The sequence below is a fragment of the Leclercia sp. 29361 genome (assembly GCF_011290365.1).
Classification (GTDB): domain Bacteria; phylum Pseudomonadota; class Gammaproteobacteria; order Enterobacterales; family Enterobacteriaceae; genus Enterobacter; species Enterobacter tamurae.
The window spans coordinates 2,714,717-2,729,627 of the sequence record NZ_CP049786.1 but is presented as its reverse complement, the minus strand read 5'-3'; the positions used below and the strand labels follow the sequence as shown (position 1 = coordinate 2,729,627).

Sequence of the window (14,911 nt, the reverse complement as noted above, 5' to 3'; positions counted from 1 at the left end):
ACGGGCAATGTTGAAATTTATCCTACGTCGCTGTCTTGAAGCGATTCCAACGCTATTTATTCTCATAACGATCTCCTTCTTTATGATGCGTCTCGCACCGGGTAGTCCATTTACCGGCGAACGTACGCTGCCGCCAGAAGTGATGGCGAATATCGAAGCGAAATACCATTTAAACGATCCGATCTCCACCCAGTATTTCAATTATCTGAAGCAGCTGGCGCACGGCGATTTTGGACCGTCATTCAAATATAAAGACTATTCCGTAAACGATCTGGTGGCGTCCAGCTTCCCCGTTTCGGCTAAATTAGGCGCCGCGGCATTTTTACTGGCCGTCATTCTTGGCGTTACGGCGGGTGTAATAGCCGCGCTGAATCAAAATACCAAATGGGACTACGCCGTTATGGGGGTGGCAATGACCGGGGTCGTCATACCGAGTTTTGTCGTCGCGCCCTTGCTGGTCATGATATTTGCTATCACCCTGAAGTGGTTGCCCGGCGGCGGCTGGAATGGCGGGGCGCTGCAGTACATGATCCTGCCGATGGTGGCGCTGTCACTGGCCTATATTGCCAGCATTGCGCGTATCACCCGTGGTTCGATGATTGAAATTTTGCACTCAAACTTCATTCGTACCGCGCGTGCCAAAGGGCTGCCGATGCGTCGGATTATTTTCCGTCACGCATTAAAACCTGCGTTATTGCCGGTTCTCTCTTATTTAGGCCCGGCGTTCGTCGGTATCATTACCGGTTCAATGGTTATCGAAACCATTTATGGTCTGCCGGGTATCGGCCAGCTGTTTGTTAACGGCGCCCTGAACCGCGACTACTCCCTGGTATTGAGTCTGACCATCCTCGTCGGTGCGTTGACCATTTTCTTTAACGCGATTGTTGATGTGCTGTATGCCGTCATCGATCCGAAAATCCGCTACTGACACTGGAGCTCGCCATGATGTTAAGTAAGAAAAATAGCGAGGCGCTGGAAAACTTCAGTGAAAAACTGGAAGTCGAAGGACGCAGTCTCTGGCAGGATGCCCGCCGTCGCTTTATGCACAACCGCGCGGCGGTTGCCAGCCTGATTGTGCTGGTGATTATTGCCCTGTTTGTGACCTTAGCGCCGATGCTGTCGCAGTTCAGCTACTTCGATACTGACTGGGGCATGATGTCCAGCGCTCCGGATAGCGAATCGGGCCACTACTTTGGTACCGACTCCTCCGGGCGTGACCTGCTGGTGCGTGTCGCCATCGGCGGGCGAATCTCGTTGATGGTGGGGATCGCCGCAGCCTTCGTGGCGGTGATTCTGGGCACCCTGTACGGATCGCTCTCCGGCTATCTCGGCGGTAAAGTGGATTCGGTGATGATGCGTATCCTTGAGATCCTCAACTCCTTCCCGTTCATGTTCTTCGTGATCCTGCTGGTGACCTTCTTCGGCCAGAACATCCTGTTGATCTTTGTCGCTATCGGCATGGTCTCCTGGCTGGATATGGCGCGTATCGTGCGCGGCCAGACCCTGAGCCTGAAGCGCAAAGAGTTCATCGAAGCGGCGCAGGTCGGTGGGGTCTCTACCGGCAATATCGTGGTCCGTCATATCGTGCCGAACGTGCTGGGTGTGGTAGTGGTGTACGCCTCCCTGCTGGTGCCGAGCATGATCCTGTTCGAATCCTTCCTCAGCTTCCTCGGCCTGGGTACCCAGGAGCCGTTGAGCAGCTGGGGTGCGCTGTTGAGTGATGGCGCGAACTCGATGGAAGTTTCACCGTGGCTGCTGCTGTTCCCGGCAGGGTTCCTGGTCGTGACACTGTTTTGTTTCAACTTTATCGGCGATGGCCTGCGTGATGCCCTCGACCCGAAAGACCGTTAAGGAGCGCCGCCATGACCATTATTGAAACGGCATCTGCGCCACAAACCCATCAGCTGGGCAATGCCCTGCTGGATGTGAAAGATCTGCGCGTCACCTTTAAAACGCCGGATGGCGATGTAACCGCGGTAAACGACCTCAACTTCAGCCTGCGGGCCGGTGAGACGCTGGGGATCGTGGGTGAATCCGGTTCCGGTAAATCCCAGACGGCCTTCGCGCTGATGGGCCTACTGGCGCAAAACGGCGTCATCGGAGGGTCTGCGACCTTTAACGGCAGAGAGATCCTCAACCTGCCGGAAAACGAGCTGAACAAGCTGCGCGCCGAGCAGATCTCGATGATTTTCCAGGATCCGATGACCTCCCTCAACCCGTACATGCGTGTGGGTGAGCAGCTGATGGAAGTTCTGATGCTGCACAAAGGGCTGGGCAAAGCCGAAGCTTTTGAAGAGTCGGTCAAAATGCTGGATGCGGTGAAAATGCCGGAAGCGCGTAAGCGCATGCGCATGTTCCCGCATGAGTTTTCCGGCGGGATGCGCCAGCGTGTGATGATCGCCATGGCCCTGCTGTGCCGACCAAAACTGCTGATTGCCGATGAACCCACTACCGCGCTGGACGTAACCGTTCAGGCACAGATCATGACCCTGCTGAACGAGCTGAAGCGTGAGTTCAATACCGCCATCATCATGATCACCCACGATCTGGGCGTGGTCGCCGGGATCTGTGACAAGGTACTGGTGATGTATGCCGGTCGTACCATGGAGTACGGCAGAGCGCGCGACGTGTTCTACAACCCGGCGCACCCGTACTCTATCGGCCTGCTGAATGCTGTCCCGCGTCTGGATGCGGAAGGCGAGGCGCTGCTGACCATCCCGGGCAACCCGCCGAACCTGCTGCGTCTGCCGAAAGGCTGTCCGTTCCAGCCGCGCTGCCCGCATGCGATGGAGATCTGCAACACCGCGCCACCGCTGGAAGAGTTTGCCCCAGGCCGTCTGCGTGCCTGCTTTAAGCCGTACGAGGAGCTGGTATGACTGTCATCGACGAAAAACGTAATGTCCTGCTCGAAATCGCGGATCTGAAAGTCCACTTTGACATTAAAGATGGCAAGCAGTGGTTCTGGCAGCCGGCAAAAACCCTGAAAGCCGTGGACGGCGTCACCCTGCGTCTGTACGAAGGGGAGACCCTGGGCGTGGTGGGCGAGTCGGGCTGCGGTAAATCGACCTTTGCCCGCGCGATTATTGGCCTGGTGAAAGCCACCGACGGTAAAGTGGCCTGGCTGGGCAAAGATCTACTGGGGATGAAGCCTGACGAATGGCGCGCCGTGCGTAGCGACATCCAGATGATTTTCCAGGATCCGCTGGCCTCCCTGAACCCGCGTATGACCATCGGGGAGATCATTGCCGAGCCGCTGCGCACCTATCATCCTAAGATGCCGCGGACTGAAGTGCGCGATCGCGTCAAAGCGATGATGATGAAAGTGGGCCTGCTGCCGAACCTCATCAACCGTTACCCGCACGAGTTCTCAGGCGGCCAGTGTCAACGTATCGGGATTGCCCGCGCGCTGATCCTTGAGCCGAAACTGATTATCTGTGACGAACCGGTCTCCGCGCTGGACGTGTCGATTCAGGCGCAGGTAGTGAACCTGCTGCAAAAACTGCAGCGTGAGATGGGCCTGTCGCTGATCTTTATCGCCCACGATCTGGCGGTAGTGAAGCATATCTCCGATCGCGTGCTGGTGATGTATCTCGGCCATGCGGTAGAGCTGGGCACCTATGATGAGGTGTACCACAACCCGCTGCACCCTTACACCAAAGCCCTGATGTCTGCGGTGCCGGTGCCCGATCCGGATCTGGAGAAGAATAAACAGATTCAGCTTCTGGAAGGAGAGCTGCCGTCGCCGATCAATCCGCCGTCCGGCTGTGTGTTCCGTACCCGCTGCCCGATTGCCGGGCCGGAGTGTGCGAAAACGCGCCCGGTGCTGGAAGGCAGTTTCCGCCATGCGGTCTCCTGCCTGAAGGTTGACCCGCTCTGAACGGATAACAGGTAATAAAAAAGGCTGCATTCGCAGCCTTTTTTTATTCGCGCCAGAGGATGTGGCACAGCTTGTGGTCTTTCTCGCGACACAGCAGGACGCGGGCAAAGATGTCGTTAATCTCACCGCCGTCGGTATCGGCCAGACCAATCACCACTTCTGCGAAGAAGTCCGGGTTCAGGTCATAATCGACATGCTCGGCCCAGTCTTCAGACGGGTCGAACAGCTCGGCACCGCCACGCTCTTCAAACTGCAGATTAAAGAGAATCACGTCCGCCGGATCGAGATTATCGACGGCCAGTTCGAGGAAGATATCGTAGGCCTGCTCGAGCGTTTCGTCTTCGGTCAGGCGATTGTTCAGATCCATTTCCATGATGACTACCTGTTTAACATCGTTGGTTGGGCACGTTTTACAGCAACGGACTAAAGAAGTAAAACAGTCGTTCGGTAATTCGCTGCCACAGCGGTCTTTTCACCCACAACCGCGCGTCCAGCAAGCGGGAGCGGGAGATATAGTCGTCCTGCACCGCGGCCAAATCAGCGCCAAAACCGGCGTCATCAATCACCAGGGTGATCTCAAAATTGAGCCACAGGCTGCGCATATCCAGGTTAACTGTCCCCACCAGGCTAAGCTCGCCATCCACCAGCACGCTTTTGGTGTGCAGCAGGCCACCTTCAAACTGGTAAATCTTCACCCCGGCGGCCAGCAGTTCGCTGAAGAAGGCCCGGCTGGCCCAGCCCACCAGTACCGAATCGTTCTTGCGCGGCAGAATGATGCTGACATCCACCCCGCGCTGGGCGGCGGTACAGATGGCGTGCAGCAGATCGTCGCTCGGCACGAAGTAGGGGGTGGTCATGATCAGATATTCGCGGGCGGAATAGGCCGCGGTGAGCAGCGCCTGGTGAATCAGATCTTCCGGGAAGCCCGGACCAGAGGCAATGGTGTGGATGGTATGCCCGCTGGCCTGCTCAAACGGCATGATGTTGGCATCAGGCGGCGGGGGCAGAATGCGCTTGCCGGTTTCGATCTCCCAGTCGCAGGAGTAGACAACCCCCATCGCGGTGGCGACCGGGCCCTCCATGCGCGCCATCAGATCAACCCACTGGCCGACGCCGGCGTCCTGTTTAAAGAAGCGCGGGTCCACCATGTTCATACTGCCGGTATAGGCAATGTAGTTGTCGATCAGCACCATTTTACGGTGCTGGCGCAGGTCCATCCGGCGCAGGAACACACGCAGCAGATTTACTTTTAAGGCTTCGACCACCTCCACCCCGGCATTGCGCATCATCGACGCCCAGTTGCTGCGAAAAAAGGTCACGCTACCGGCGGAATCGAGCATCAGACGGCAGTGAATCCCCCGGCGTGCGGCGGCCATCAGGGATTCCGCGACCTGATCGGCCATCCCGCCCGGCTGCCAGATGTAAAACACCATCTCGATGTTATGGCGTGCCAGCTGAATATCGCGGATCAGGGCATTCATCACGTCATCGGAGGTGGTCATCAGCTGGAGCTGATTGCCTTTGACGCCCGCAATGCCCTGGCGGCGCTCGCAGAGCTGAAACAGGGACGCTGCGACGTCGCTGTTCTCTTCGGCAAAGATATGTTTGCAGGATTTGAGATCGTTGAGCCATTTGGCCGTTGAGGGCCACATGGCGCGGGCGCGTTCCGCGCGTCGTTTACCGAGGTGAAGTTCGCCAAAGGATAAGTACGCGATGATGCCGACCAGCGGCAGGATAAAAATAATCAACAACCATGCCATGGCGGAAGGAACGGCTCTGCGCTTCATCAGGATGCGTAATGTTACCCCTGCGATGATCAGCCAGTATCCCAGAATGAGCAGCCAACTCACCACGGTGTAGAAGGTTGTCATAATAAAAAATCCTTTTGAAAGCGTATTGTTAAGAGTTTACGCGTCAGGATTTTTCTGGCAAATAAAAACGCCAGATAAAAGCACTGGTTTGCCGCAGGCAAGGGTCTATAATGAGCGCTCTGTTTTAGGAAGAGTTGTTAACATGAAGCGCAGTAGAACAGAAGTAGGGCGCTGGCGCATGTTGCGACAGACAGGTCGTCGCAAAGCGCGTTGGCTGGAAGCACAATCCCGCCGTAATATGCGTATCCACGCCATCAGAAAATGCAGTACGAACCGTCATCGCAATGCGTTACTGTTCGCCGTTCAGGATTACTGAATGACACAAGGGCACCCTCTGAGGTGCCCGATGTTTTTTAAAGATTCGCTATTTCGAAAAGGAGGATGAAGTGTTTGCGGATTTTGGTGTGCTTAATTTCTGGACCTATGTTGTTGGAGCCATTTTCATTGTTCTGGTTCCGGGTCCCAATACCCTGTTTGTCCTAAAAACCGGCATTGGTCATGGCGTCAAGAAAGGCTATCTGGCGGCCAGCGGCGTGTTTATCGGTGATGCGGTGCTGATGTTTCTCGCCTGGGCCGGGGTCGCGGCGCTGATTCAGACTACCCCAATACTGTTTAATGTGGTTCGCTATCTCGGGGCGTTCTACCTGTTATGGTTGGGCGGGAAGATGCTCTGGTCGGTGATCCGGCATAAACAGCAGGGCGAAGCGGGCGGTATCGAACCGGCAAAAACCATCATGAAACGCTCGCTGGTGCTGAGTATGACCAATCCGAAAGCGATCCTGTTTTATGTCTCGTTCTTTGTGCAGTTTATCGACGTACAGGCTAACAACACCGGCGTGGCGTTTATGATCCTCGCGATCACGCTGGAGGTCATCAGCTTTATCTATATGAGCTTCCTGATTTTCTCCGGAGCATTTGTCACACGCTACCTGAAAACCAAAAAGAAACTGGCGAAGCTGGGAAATGGTTTGATCGGTTTGTTGTTCGTTGGATTCGCGGCGCGGCTGGCGTCGCTGCACTGACAAGAAAGGCTCCTGATAAGGAGCCTTTTTTTATCCTAGAAAACTTTTTTAAACGGCTTCACCACGACGTTATCATATACGCCAGCCGCCACATACGGGTCGTCCTGCGCCCAGGCCTGCGCCGCTTCGAGTGATTCAAACTCGGCAATCACCGTCGAGCCGGTAAAGCCGGCCGCACCCGGATCGTTGCTGTCGACGGCAGGCATTGGCCCTGCAGTCAGTAATCTGCCTTCGTCATGCAGCAGCTGTAAGCGTGCCAGATGGGCAGGGCGCACGGAGAGGCGTTTTTCCAGAGAATCAGCAACATCTGCAGCAAAAATCACATAAAGCACAGCGGAGCTCCTTAACCATTAAAAGTGTGAATTACGTTATGTGAAAGTGCAGGGGACTGCAATGTAAAGATAGCCACATTGTTAAAACCCTGCGCACTGCGTGCCTTTTTTCGCCTGCCGGACGCTTTATTCAGGCGAAGTTTAACTGGCTTATTGAATATGATTGCTATTTGCATTTAAAATCAGGGCCTGGCTTTTTAACTGAAACGATTATGACTTCAATGACCCTTGAATTACCTCGCCGCTTTCCCTGGCCGACGCTGTTGTCCGTCGCAATTCATGGCGCCGTCGTTGCGGGTCTGCTTTACACATCGGTACATCAGGTTATTGAAATGCCAGCGCCCGCGCAGCCGATTTCTGTGACCATGGTGACGCCTGCGGAGCTGGAGCCCGTACAGGTAGCGCCACCACCGGAACCTGTCGCAGAACCCGAGCCGGAACCGGAACCTGAAATCGTTCCTGAACCGCCTAAAGAAGTGCCGGTAGTGATCCCGAAACCGGAGCCCAAGCCTAAGCCAAAACCGAAGCCGAAACCAAAACCGGTGAAAAAGGTGGAAGAGCGTCCGAAGCGTGAAGAGCGCCCGGTCGAGCCTCGCACTACTCAACCGGTTGAAAGAGCTGCCCCGACTCGCCCGGTGATGAACTCGTCCCCGGCCACCGCTAAGCCGGTTGCGGCGGCCCCTTCTGGTCCGCGTGCGCTGAGTCGTAACCAGCCGGTTTATCCGGCGCGAGCGCAGGCATTACGCATTGAAGGGCGTGTCCGTGTGAAGTTTGACGTGACCGCAGACGGGCGAGTGGATAATGTCGAAATCCTCTCCGCGCAGCCGTCGAATATGTTTGAGCGGGATGTGAAAACCGCGATGCGTAAATGGCGATACGAAGCCGGTAAGCCAGGCCGCGGGCTGATTGTGAATATCGTTTTCCGCCTCAACGGCGGGGCACAGATGGAATAATAAAAAAAGCCTCCGGATGGAGGCTTTTTTTTGGCCTGATTGTCAGACCTGCGGCAGAGGACGCGGTTTCCCGTCGTTATCCACCGCGACATAGATAAACAGCGCTTCGGTCGCTTTATAACGCTGGCCGATAGGCTCAGAAGAGACCTTTTTCACCCACACCTCAATGTTGATCGACACTGACGTATTTCCACGCTTCACGCAACGCGCGTAGCAACACACCACATCACCGACCGCGACAGGGCGCAGAAACGTCATGCCATCGACCCGGACCGTCACCACGCGACCCTGAGCAATCTCTTTGGCGAGGATCGCCCCACCCATATCCATCTGCGACATCAGCCAGCCGCCAAAAATATCGCCGTTCGCATTGGTATCGGCGGGCATTGCAAGTGTGCGTAAAACCAGTTCGCCCTGCGGGGCGTTCGTTGTTGTCATTATGGACTCTACTCATTACGGAGGACTTCAGGCGGGATGCTACTATGATTTACAGCCGGAGAGAACAGAAGAAAACGCCAGGCTTATTGAGCCTGGCGGGGGAGATTACTGCTTGTCGTCCTGCGGCATGTGGCGGTAGATGTAGATCCCGCTCAGCAGGGTGAAAATCAGCGTCAAGGCAGTCAGACCAAACACTTTGAAGTTGACCCAGATATTCTGCGGCAGCCAGAAGGCGATATAGATATTCGCCAGGCCACAGAGAATAAAGAACACCGCCCAGGCAACGTTCAGGCGCGACCAGACGCTCTGCGGCAGGGCCAGCTCTTTACCCAGCATGCGCTGAATAAGCGGCTTTTTCATTACCCACTGGCTGAACAGCAGGGCACCGGCAAACAGCACGTAGATAACGGTCACTTTCCACTTGATGAACTCATCGTTGTGGAAAAAGACGGTCAGGCCACCGAAAAAGGCCACCAGCACGAAGGTGATCAAGGCCATTTTTTCGACCTTACGGTAGCGCACCCAGCTGTAGATCAGCACCACCGCAGTAGCGACGATCAGGGCGGTGGTGGCCGCGTAGATGTCATACAGTTTGTAGAAGGCAAAAAAGACAACCAGGGGTAAAAAATCAAGAAACTGCTTCATTCTTCGAGTCCATCATCTGCGACGACCCGGGCGTGGTGCCCGGACCATCAGAAAAATTACTGGCGAATTAACGTATACAGGCGGAACAAATAGACCAGCAAGACCGCTGAGATCAGGTTGCTCACCGTATTCGCCACCACGGCACCGACGTTCGGGGTCAGGACGGCCAGGTTCGGGGCAAACAGCAGGAGCAGGGTTTTAGCCAGCAGCCAGCTCATCACCGCCGGGGCAACCAGACGCATATTAGACCATGCCAGCCGAATGCTGCTACGCATGGCGACAAAAATGCCCATTCTGTCCTGCACCACCATAATCGGCGCGAAGGCGAGCACAATCGCTAACAGCACCCCCGGCACCACGACCAGCATAATCCCTAATTGCACCAGCATGGTGGTTAAAAAGATCAGGATAAACAGTTTCGGCAGCAGTGGCGCGCTGGCGCCAATCGCCCGCAGGGCGCTGACGCGTTGCCCGGCCGAGACCAGTTGGATCATTAACAGTACGCCACCCGCCAGAATGGCATTGCCAATCAATCCGGAAAAGGTGGTCGCCGCAGAGGCACGCAACAGGATCTGCTGCTGCTCCGGGGACATATTTTGCACCATCTCAAACAGCCCGACGCTGCTGGTGACGGGATCGCCTTCACTCAGGCTGGCTATCTGCTCCTCACTCGGCGAAAAGGCATGACCAAGTACCACCGTGATTAATGCGCACAACAAGGCGATCAGTAAAAAAGTAACGAACTGATTGCGGAAGAAATTCCCCGTGTCACGGTAGACAGACTTCGCCGTGATAGACATGCACTCTCCTTGAGTATTGCAGATGTTAATTAGCGGGCAATTGTACCCTGGATAACTGCCTGGTGGCAGTATCAAGCCTTGTATGGAAAAGCATATCTTTGTAAAGCGCCCGTAATGCATCGCTGTAATTTTGCGCGGTGGTTATGCCGCTGCGCAGGGTTTGCCCGAAAAGGCAAAATTGATCCAGATAGCCACTACCAATTTTTGCGTAGGGTTAAAAAAATTAATTTAGATCAATGAATGTTAAATTGCTGAATCTAGTGTGATCTCTGTTGGATCACTTATTAATCATTTGTGGGTATATTCCGTTCCTCAATAAAACCATAACGAGGGAATGGATATGAAAAAAGCAGTGGTTGCAGCATTGATTCTGAGCACGTTTTCCGGTGGCGCCGTGGCCCACGAAGCAGGCGAGTTCTTTTTCCGCCTGGGAACCGCCACGGTTCGTCCCACAGAAGGTTCGGATAATGTGCTGGGGTTGGGCGGGTTTAACGTCAGTAACAATACCCAGGCCGGGATGACCTTTACCTGGATGGCCACCGACAACGTCGGCGTAGAACTGCTGGCGGCTACGCCGTTTCGTCACAAGGTAGGGACGGGCCCGACCGGGGACATCGCCACGGTTCATCATCTGCCACCCACCCTGATGGCCCAGTGGTATTTCGGCGACGCCGGTAGCAAGCTTCGCCCCTATATTGGTGCCGGGGTCAACTACACCACCTTCTTTGATGAGAAGTTTAACGATACCGGTAAAGAGGCGGGCCTTTCTGACCTGAGTCTGAAAGATTCCTGGGGCGTAGCGGGGCAGGCGGGGCTGGATTACCTTATCAACCGTGACTGGCTGATTAACATGTCAGTCTGGTACATGGATATCGACACCGAGGTGCGCTTTAAGGCGGGGGATCAACAGCAAAATATCAGCACCCGTCTGGATCCGTGGGTGTTTATGTTCTCGGCGGGATACCGTTTCTGAAAGTAAAAAGGCCCCGAAGGGCCTTTTTTACTATTTACGACCCAGTAACAGGCCGAGGACAATACCCACCGCACCTGCGGCAATAAGGCCGGTGAGCGGGTTATTTTTAACGGCATCGGTCACATCAGTCACCACGTCGCTGGCCTGTGCAGCATATTTGCGCCCGGCACCCTTCAACTGATGTTTAGGCGAATCAACGGCCTCGCCAAACTGCTGCTGTGCAGCACCGGCAAATTCATCCAGTTTGTTCTTCGCTTTTTCACCTGCGTATTGTGCATCATTATCAAGATTTTGGTCTGACATAACGTTCTCCTTTTGTAGTCAATGTAAAGCATAGACCCAATAGAGATATCCTGAAGAAAATGGGATTATTACCTGGCGCTACGCTGTCATTATTTCTGGATGAGATAGCGGATAGTCGGTCCGTCCTGCTGAATATCCAGCACCGTATAACCGTGGTTTTTGGCATCCAGCGGAATATTGTTGATGGATTGCGGACAGTCGCTGACCACCTCCAGGATCTCGCCTTTCTTCAGCTGCGGCATCGCTTCAAGGGTAGCCACGGCAGGGTAAGGACAAGGTTCGCCCACCATATCGAGGCGATAGTCGGGAACAATCTCTTTCATACGGCTTCCTCACGAATTTCAGTTTTCACGGCAGCGCGACGGAAGAAGCGTTTCTCCTGCGCCAGCACCAGTAAAAAGGCGATCAACAGCAAAAGGTAGGTCACCAGCAACCCACCCAGTGGACCAAAGGTGGTGAGAAGATTGACCTTGTCCCAGTTGGTCGCCAGCGCCGGTGCGAAATCATCCCAGTAAAAGGCCAGCAGGGTGGAGCCAATCACGTTACCCAGACCGACCCACCAGTAGTGGACCTGACCTTCCACCGCGCGGTACATCCAGCCCGTCTCGCACCCGCCGGCCAGCACAATCCCGAAGCCAAACAACAGCCCGCCGATGATGGCGTTCGGGCCTGCCCACATGATCTTGGGTGCCACACCCAGCTGGACGTAGCTGAAAATGCCGATAGCACTCACCGCCATCCCGGCGATGATCGCTTTGGCCATCATCGTGCGTCCGGTGATCCACATATCGCGAAACGCCGAGGTAAAGCAGATCTGCGCCCGTTCAATCAGCAGGCCAAAGCCGACGCCGAACAGCATCGCCAGCCCCAGTTTAGGCTGATCCAGCGCGGTACAGAGTGCCCAGGCCAGCATGCCGAAGAAGACCAGCATCCCCAGACGAAAGCGGCGGCGCGCCTGTTCCGGCTTCTGGGTTAATGGCGAAGCGGCGCTCACCTTTTGCATTTTGATCGGAATACGGAACAGGGGCAGCAGCGTAAAGCGAGCGCCAAAGTACGAGCCTACGGCGGTGGCCAGGGCAAAGAACCAGGCGTGCAGGGAGAACTGGGGGATCCCGGTAAAGAAGGCGGCCAGGTTACAGCCCATCGCCAGACGTGCGCCAAACCCGGCGATAATGCCACCGACCACTGCCTGGGCGATGCGGACCCGGCTGTGCGGCATACGCAGTTTGACATTGTTGGCCCACAGCGCGGCAGCAAAACAGCCGCCGAACATGCCAATGATCATCATGCCGTCGATACGGGTGAGCGGGGTACCTTCAAGGTGGATCAGTTTGAAGTAGCCCCACTCTTCGGTGTGAACGCCCGCCAGCTGCAGCAGCTGACCGCCCCAGCGGGTGAATTCGCCAGTAACGGCCCAGAAGGTGCCGGTGATGCCGAAGTAGTAGGTGGAGAGGATCCCTGCAGCAATAACGGCAGGAACGGGGGACCAGAACTTAATTAAATAAGCCTGTTTAAAGTATTGCCACGACATAGATAAACCTCTGAACTCAGAAGGATTAAGGAGGAAGCCTTAAAAGACGAGGGGATAATACACCGGGAAACGGGTTTGAAAAGCGTTAAATGCGCTAAAGCTCGAAGGGATCAATTTATATGGAAAGCCGTCTGGCAAAACCAGACGGCGATGTCATTACTGCGGACGGGTTGCCGCTTTCATGGCACTGGCAAACGTTTTCAGCTCGCTCAGCATCTGCTCAGGCTTATCGACATTGTTTTCGATAATTTTCACGATTGCCGAACCGGAGATCGCCCCGGCAGCACCGGCACCCAGCGCGGCAGAGACCTGCTCCGGCGCGGAGATACCAAAGCCCTGCAGCGGCGGAGCGGCATGATACTCCGTCAGTTTCTCGACCAGATGATGCAGCGGCAGCGCAGCTTTGTTCTCCGCCCCCGTTACACCGGCGCGCGACAGCAGGTAGGTATAGCCGCGACCATGAGAGGCGATCTGGCGCAGCAGTTCGTCGTCAGCGTTCGGCGGACAGATAAAGATCGGCGCGACGTTATAACGCATCGCCGCCTGGCGGAACGGTGCCGACTCCTCTACAGGAACATCGGCCACCAGAACTGAATCCACCCCCACGCGGGCGCACTCGGCGTAGAACTCGTCGATGCCGCGGTTAAACACCAGGTTGGCGTACATCAGCAGCCCGATGGGAATGGTCGGGTATTTCTGACGAATGGTGGCCAGCATTTCGAAGCACTGCGTCGGGGTCACGCCCGCGGCAAAGGCGCGCAGGGTAGCGGCCTGGATGGTCGGGCCGTCGGCCAGTGGGTCAGAGAAGGGAATGCCCAGCTCCAGCGCATCGGCCCCCGCTTCGATCAGGGTATCGATAATTTTCAGCGACTGCTCAGGAGAGGGATCCCCCAGGGTAACGAAGGGAACAAAGGCGCCTTCCTTGCGGGCTTTCAGCTCAGCAAACACGTTATCGTAACGTTCCATCAAATTTCCCCTCGTGCTTTCAGAATATCGTGAACGGTGAAGATGTCTTTATCGCCGCGACCGGAAAGGTTCACCACCAGCAGCTGCTCTTTTTCCGGGTTGTCTTTGATCATTTTCAGGGCATGAGCCAGGGCGTGAGAGGACTCCAGAGCTGGAATGATCCCCTCTTTACGGCACAGAGTTTTGAAGGCTTCCAGCGCTTCGTCATCGGTGATCGATACATATTCGGCGCGACCAATGCTGTTCAGGTGGGCGTGCTGCGGCCCAACGGACGGGAAGTCGAGCCCGGCAGAGATGGAGTACGACTCCTCAATCTGCCCTTCGTCGGTCTGCATCATCGGCGCCTTCATGCCAAAGTAGATGCCGACGCGGCCATGCTTCAGCGGTGCACCGTGTTCACCGGTTTCAATCCCGTGACCGGCTGGTTCCACACCAATCAGCCCCACGTTGGCGTCGTCGATGAAGTCAGCAAACATGCCGATGGCGTTAGAGCCGCCACCTACGCAGGCGATAACCGCATCCGGCAGACGCCCCTCTTTTTCAAGGATCTGCGCTTTGGTCTCTTCGCCGATCATGCGCTGGAATTCACGCACGATGGTCGGGAACGGGTGCGGGCCTGCGGCGGTACCCAGCATATAGTGGGCATTTTCATAGTTACCGGACCAGTCGCGCAGCGCCTCGTTACAGGCATCTTTCAGGGTGGCCGAGCCGCTGTGCACCGGAATCACTTCCGCGCCCATCAGACGCATACGGAACACGTTCGGGGACTGACGTTCAACGTCTTTTGCCCCCATGTAGATGCGGCATTTCAGGCCCAGCAGGGCACTGGCCAGCGCCGACGCCACGCCGTGCTGACCGGCACCGGTTTCGGCGATGATTTCGGTTTTACCCATCCGTTTTGCCAGCAGGGCCTGACCCAGCACCTGGTTGGTTTTATGCGCGCCGCCGTGGAGCAGATCTTCACGCTTCAGATAGAGCGTGGTGTTAGTGCCCTCGGTCAGGTTGCGACATTTGGTCAGGGCCGTCGGACGACCGGCGTAGTTTTTCAGCAGGTCGGTAAACTCAGCCTGGAAGAGCGGATCTTTTTGCGCGCTCACGAACGCCTCTTCCAGCTGGCGCAGGGCGGGCATCAGGATCTGCGGCACATACATGCCGCCGAATTCGCCAAAGTAAGGGTTTAATAATGTGGTCATCTTCTCT

Annotated in this window: 19 protein-coding genes and 1 pseudogene; 8 read left to right on the top strand and 12 right to left on the bottom strand. The window is 55.8% G+C overall.

Annotated features, from left to right (window positions below):
* Positions 1 to 7 precede the first annotated feature (7 nt).
* The 4 genes from oppB to oppF are packed head-to-tail and all read left to right on the top strand — an operon-like array spanning position 8 to position 3,877.
* Positions 8 to 928 (top strand): oligopeptide ABC transporter permease OppB, encoded by a 921-nt coding sequence (gene oppB, locus G7090_RS13015; RefSeq protein ID WP_106993181.1) that lies wholly within the window; start codon positions 8 to 10, stop codon positions 926 to 928.
* A gap of 14 nt (positions 929 to 942) precedes the next feature.
* Positions 943 to 1,851: an oligopeptide ABC transporter permease OppC gene (gene oppC, locus G7090_RS13010; protein WP_166182704.1), complete on the top strand. Its 909-nt coding sequence runs from the start codon at positions 943 to 945 to the stop codon at positions 1,849 to 1,851.
* An 11-nt stretch (positions 1,852 to 1,862) separates the two neighbouring features.
* Positions 1,863 to 2,876, top strand: a complete 1,014-nt coding sequence (locus G7090_RS13005) for an ABC transporter ATP-binding protein (RefSeq protein WP_166182703.1) — start codon at positions 1,863 to 1,865, stop codon at positions 2,874 to 2,876.
* Positions 2,873 to 3,877, top strand: a complete 1,005-nt coding sequence (oppF, locus tag G7090_RS13000; RefSeq protein ID WP_106993178.1) for a murein tripeptide/oligopeptide ABC transporter ATP-binding protein OppF — start codon at positions 2,873 to 2,875, stop codon at positions 3,875 to 3,877. The genes G7090_RS13005 and oppF overlap by 4 nt, the downstream gene beginning before the upstream one ends.
* A 43-nt stretch (positions 3,878 to 3,920) precedes the next feature.
* Here oppF and G7090_RS12995 read toward each other — a convergent pair whose 3' ends face one another.
* Both G7090_RS12995 and cls read right to left on the bottom strand, forming a co-directional pair.
* Positions 3,921 to 4,250 carry an HI1450 family dsDNA-mimic protein gene (locus tag G7090_RS12995; protein ID WP_032611249.1) on the bottom strand — a complete coding sequence of 110 codons (330 nt, stop codon included), beginning with the start codon at positions 4,248 to 4,250 and terminating at the stop codon, positions 3,921 to 3,923.
* A 37-nt stretch (positions 4,251 to 4,287) separates the two neighbouring features.
* Positions 4,288 to 5,748 (bottom strand): cardiolipin synthase, encoded by a 1,461-nt coding sequence (gene cls / locus G7090_RS12990; RefSeq protein WP_106993177.1) that lies wholly within the window; start codon positions 5,746 to 5,748, stop codon positions 4,288 to 4,290.
* A 142-nt stretch (positions 5,749 to 5,890) separates the two neighbouring features.
* Between cls and G7090_RS12985 the strand changes: the two genes are divergently transcribed.
* Positions 5,891 to 6,064: a YciY family protein gene (locus G7090_RS12985; RefSeq protein WP_146145509.1), complete on the top strand. Its 174-nt coding sequence runs from the start codon at positions 5,891 to 5,893 to the stop codon at positions 6,062 to 6,064.
* Positions 6,065 to 6,134: 70 nt separating this feature from the next.
* Positions 6,135 to 6,770: a leucine efflux protein LeuE gene (gene leuE, locus G7090_RS12980; protein WP_166182702.1), complete on the top strand. Its 636-nt coding sequence runs from the start codon at positions 6,135 to 6,137 to the stop codon at positions 6,768 to 6,770.
* A 35-nt stretch (positions 6,771 to 6,805) separates the two neighbouring features.
* On the opposite strand, the gene G7090_RS12975 is transcribed toward leuE, so the two are convergent.
* Entirely contained in the window at positions 6,806 to 7,102 is a 297-nt protein-coding gene (locus tag G7090_RS12975; RefSeq protein WP_032611245.1) for a YciI family protein, read from the bottom strand.
* Between the two features lie 221 nt (positions 7,103 to 7,323).
* Between G7090_RS12975 and tonB the strand changes: the two genes are divergently transcribed.
* Positions 7,324 to 8,055 (top strand): TonB system transport protein TonB, encoded by a 732-nt coding sequence (gene tonB / locus G7090_RS12970; protein ID WP_166185311.1) that lies wholly within the window; start codon positions 7,324 to 7,326, stop codon positions 8,053 to 8,055.
* 42 nt (positions 8,056 to 8,097) lie between these two features.
* Here tonB and yciA read toward each other — a convergent pair whose 3' ends face one another.
* The 4 genes and pseudogenes from yciA to G7090_RS12950 form a co-directional block, all read right to left on the bottom strand.
* A complete protein-coding gene (yciA, locus tag G7090_RS12965) occupies positions 8,098 to 8,493 on the bottom strand; it encodes an acyl-CoA thioester hydrolase YciA (protein WP_106993174.1) in 396 nt (131 codons plus the stop codon).
* Between the two features lie 105 nt (positions 8,494 to 8,598).
* Positions 8,599 to 9,138, bottom strand: a complete 540-nt coding sequence (locus G7090_RS12960; protein ID WP_106993173.1) for a septation protein A — start codon at positions 9,136 to 9,138, stop codon at positions 8,599 to 8,601.
* Positions 9,139 to 9,194: 56 nt separating this feature from the next.
* The gene (locus tag G7090_RS12955) at positions 9,195 to 9,938 is read right to left on the bottom strand and encodes a YciC family protein (RefSeq protein WP_106993172.1); all 744 of its coding nucleotides are present in this window, start codon (positions 9,936 to 9,938) and stop codon (positions 9,195 to 9,197) included.
* Between the two features lie 25 nt (positions 9,939 to 9,963).
* Positions 9,964 to 10,053, bottom strand: a pseudogene (locus tag G7090_RS12950) (YkgJ family cysteine cluster protein); the annotation flags it as partial.
* A 225-nt stretch (positions 10,054 to 10,278) separates the two neighbouring features.
* Here G7090_RS12950 and ompW point away from each other — a divergent pair.
* Complete coding sequence (gene ompW, locus G7090_RS12945) at positions 10,279 to 10,911, top strand: outer membrane protein OmpW (RefSeq protein ID WP_166182701.1); 633 nt, start codon at positions 10,279 to 10,281, stop codon at positions 10,909 to 10,911.
* 30 nt (positions 10,912 to 10,941) lie between these two features.
* Here ompW and G7090_RS12940 read toward each other — a convergent pair whose 3' ends face one another.
* The 5 genes from G7090_RS12940 to trpB form a co-directional block, all read right to left on the bottom strand.
* The gene (locus G7090_RS12940; protein WP_103179906.1) at positions 10,942 to 11,214 is read right to left on the bottom strand and encodes a YqjD family protein; all 273 of its coding nucleotides are present in this window, start codon (positions 11,212 to 11,214) and stop codon (positions 10,942 to 10,944) included.
* Positions 11,215 to 11,303: 89 nt separating this feature from the next.
* On the bottom strand, positions 11,304 to 11,537 hold the full coding sequence (gene yedF / locus G7090_RS12935; protein ID WP_039030671.1) for a sulfurtransferase-like selenium metabolism protein YedF: 234 nt from the start codon (positions 11,535 to 11,537) through the stop codon (positions 11,304 to 11,306).
* Positions 11,534 to 12,745, bottom strand: a complete 1,212-nt coding sequence (yedE, locus tag G7090_RS12930; RefSeq protein ID WP_166182700.1) for a selenium metabolism membrane protein YedE/FdhT — start codon at positions 12,743 to 12,745, stop codon at positions 11,534 to 11,536. Before yedE ends, yedF begins: the two co-directional genes overlap by 4 nt.
* 156 nt (positions 12,746 to 12,901) lie before the next feature.
* Positions 12,902 to 13,711: a tryptophan synthase subunit alpha gene (gene trpA / locus G7090_RS12925; RefSeq protein ID WP_166182699.1), complete on the bottom strand. Its 810-nt coding sequence runs from the start codon at positions 13,709 to 13,711 to the stop codon at positions 12,902 to 12,904.
* Positions 13,711 to 14,904, bottom strand: a complete 1,194-nt coding sequence (gene trpB, locus G7090_RS12920) for a tryptophan synthase subunit beta (protein ID WP_166182698.1) — start codon at positions 14,902 to 14,904, stop codon at positions 13,711 to 13,713. The genes trpA and trpB overlap by 1 nt, the downstream gene beginning before the upstream one ends.
* Between the last annotated feature and the right edge of the window lie 7 nt (positions 14,905 to 14,911).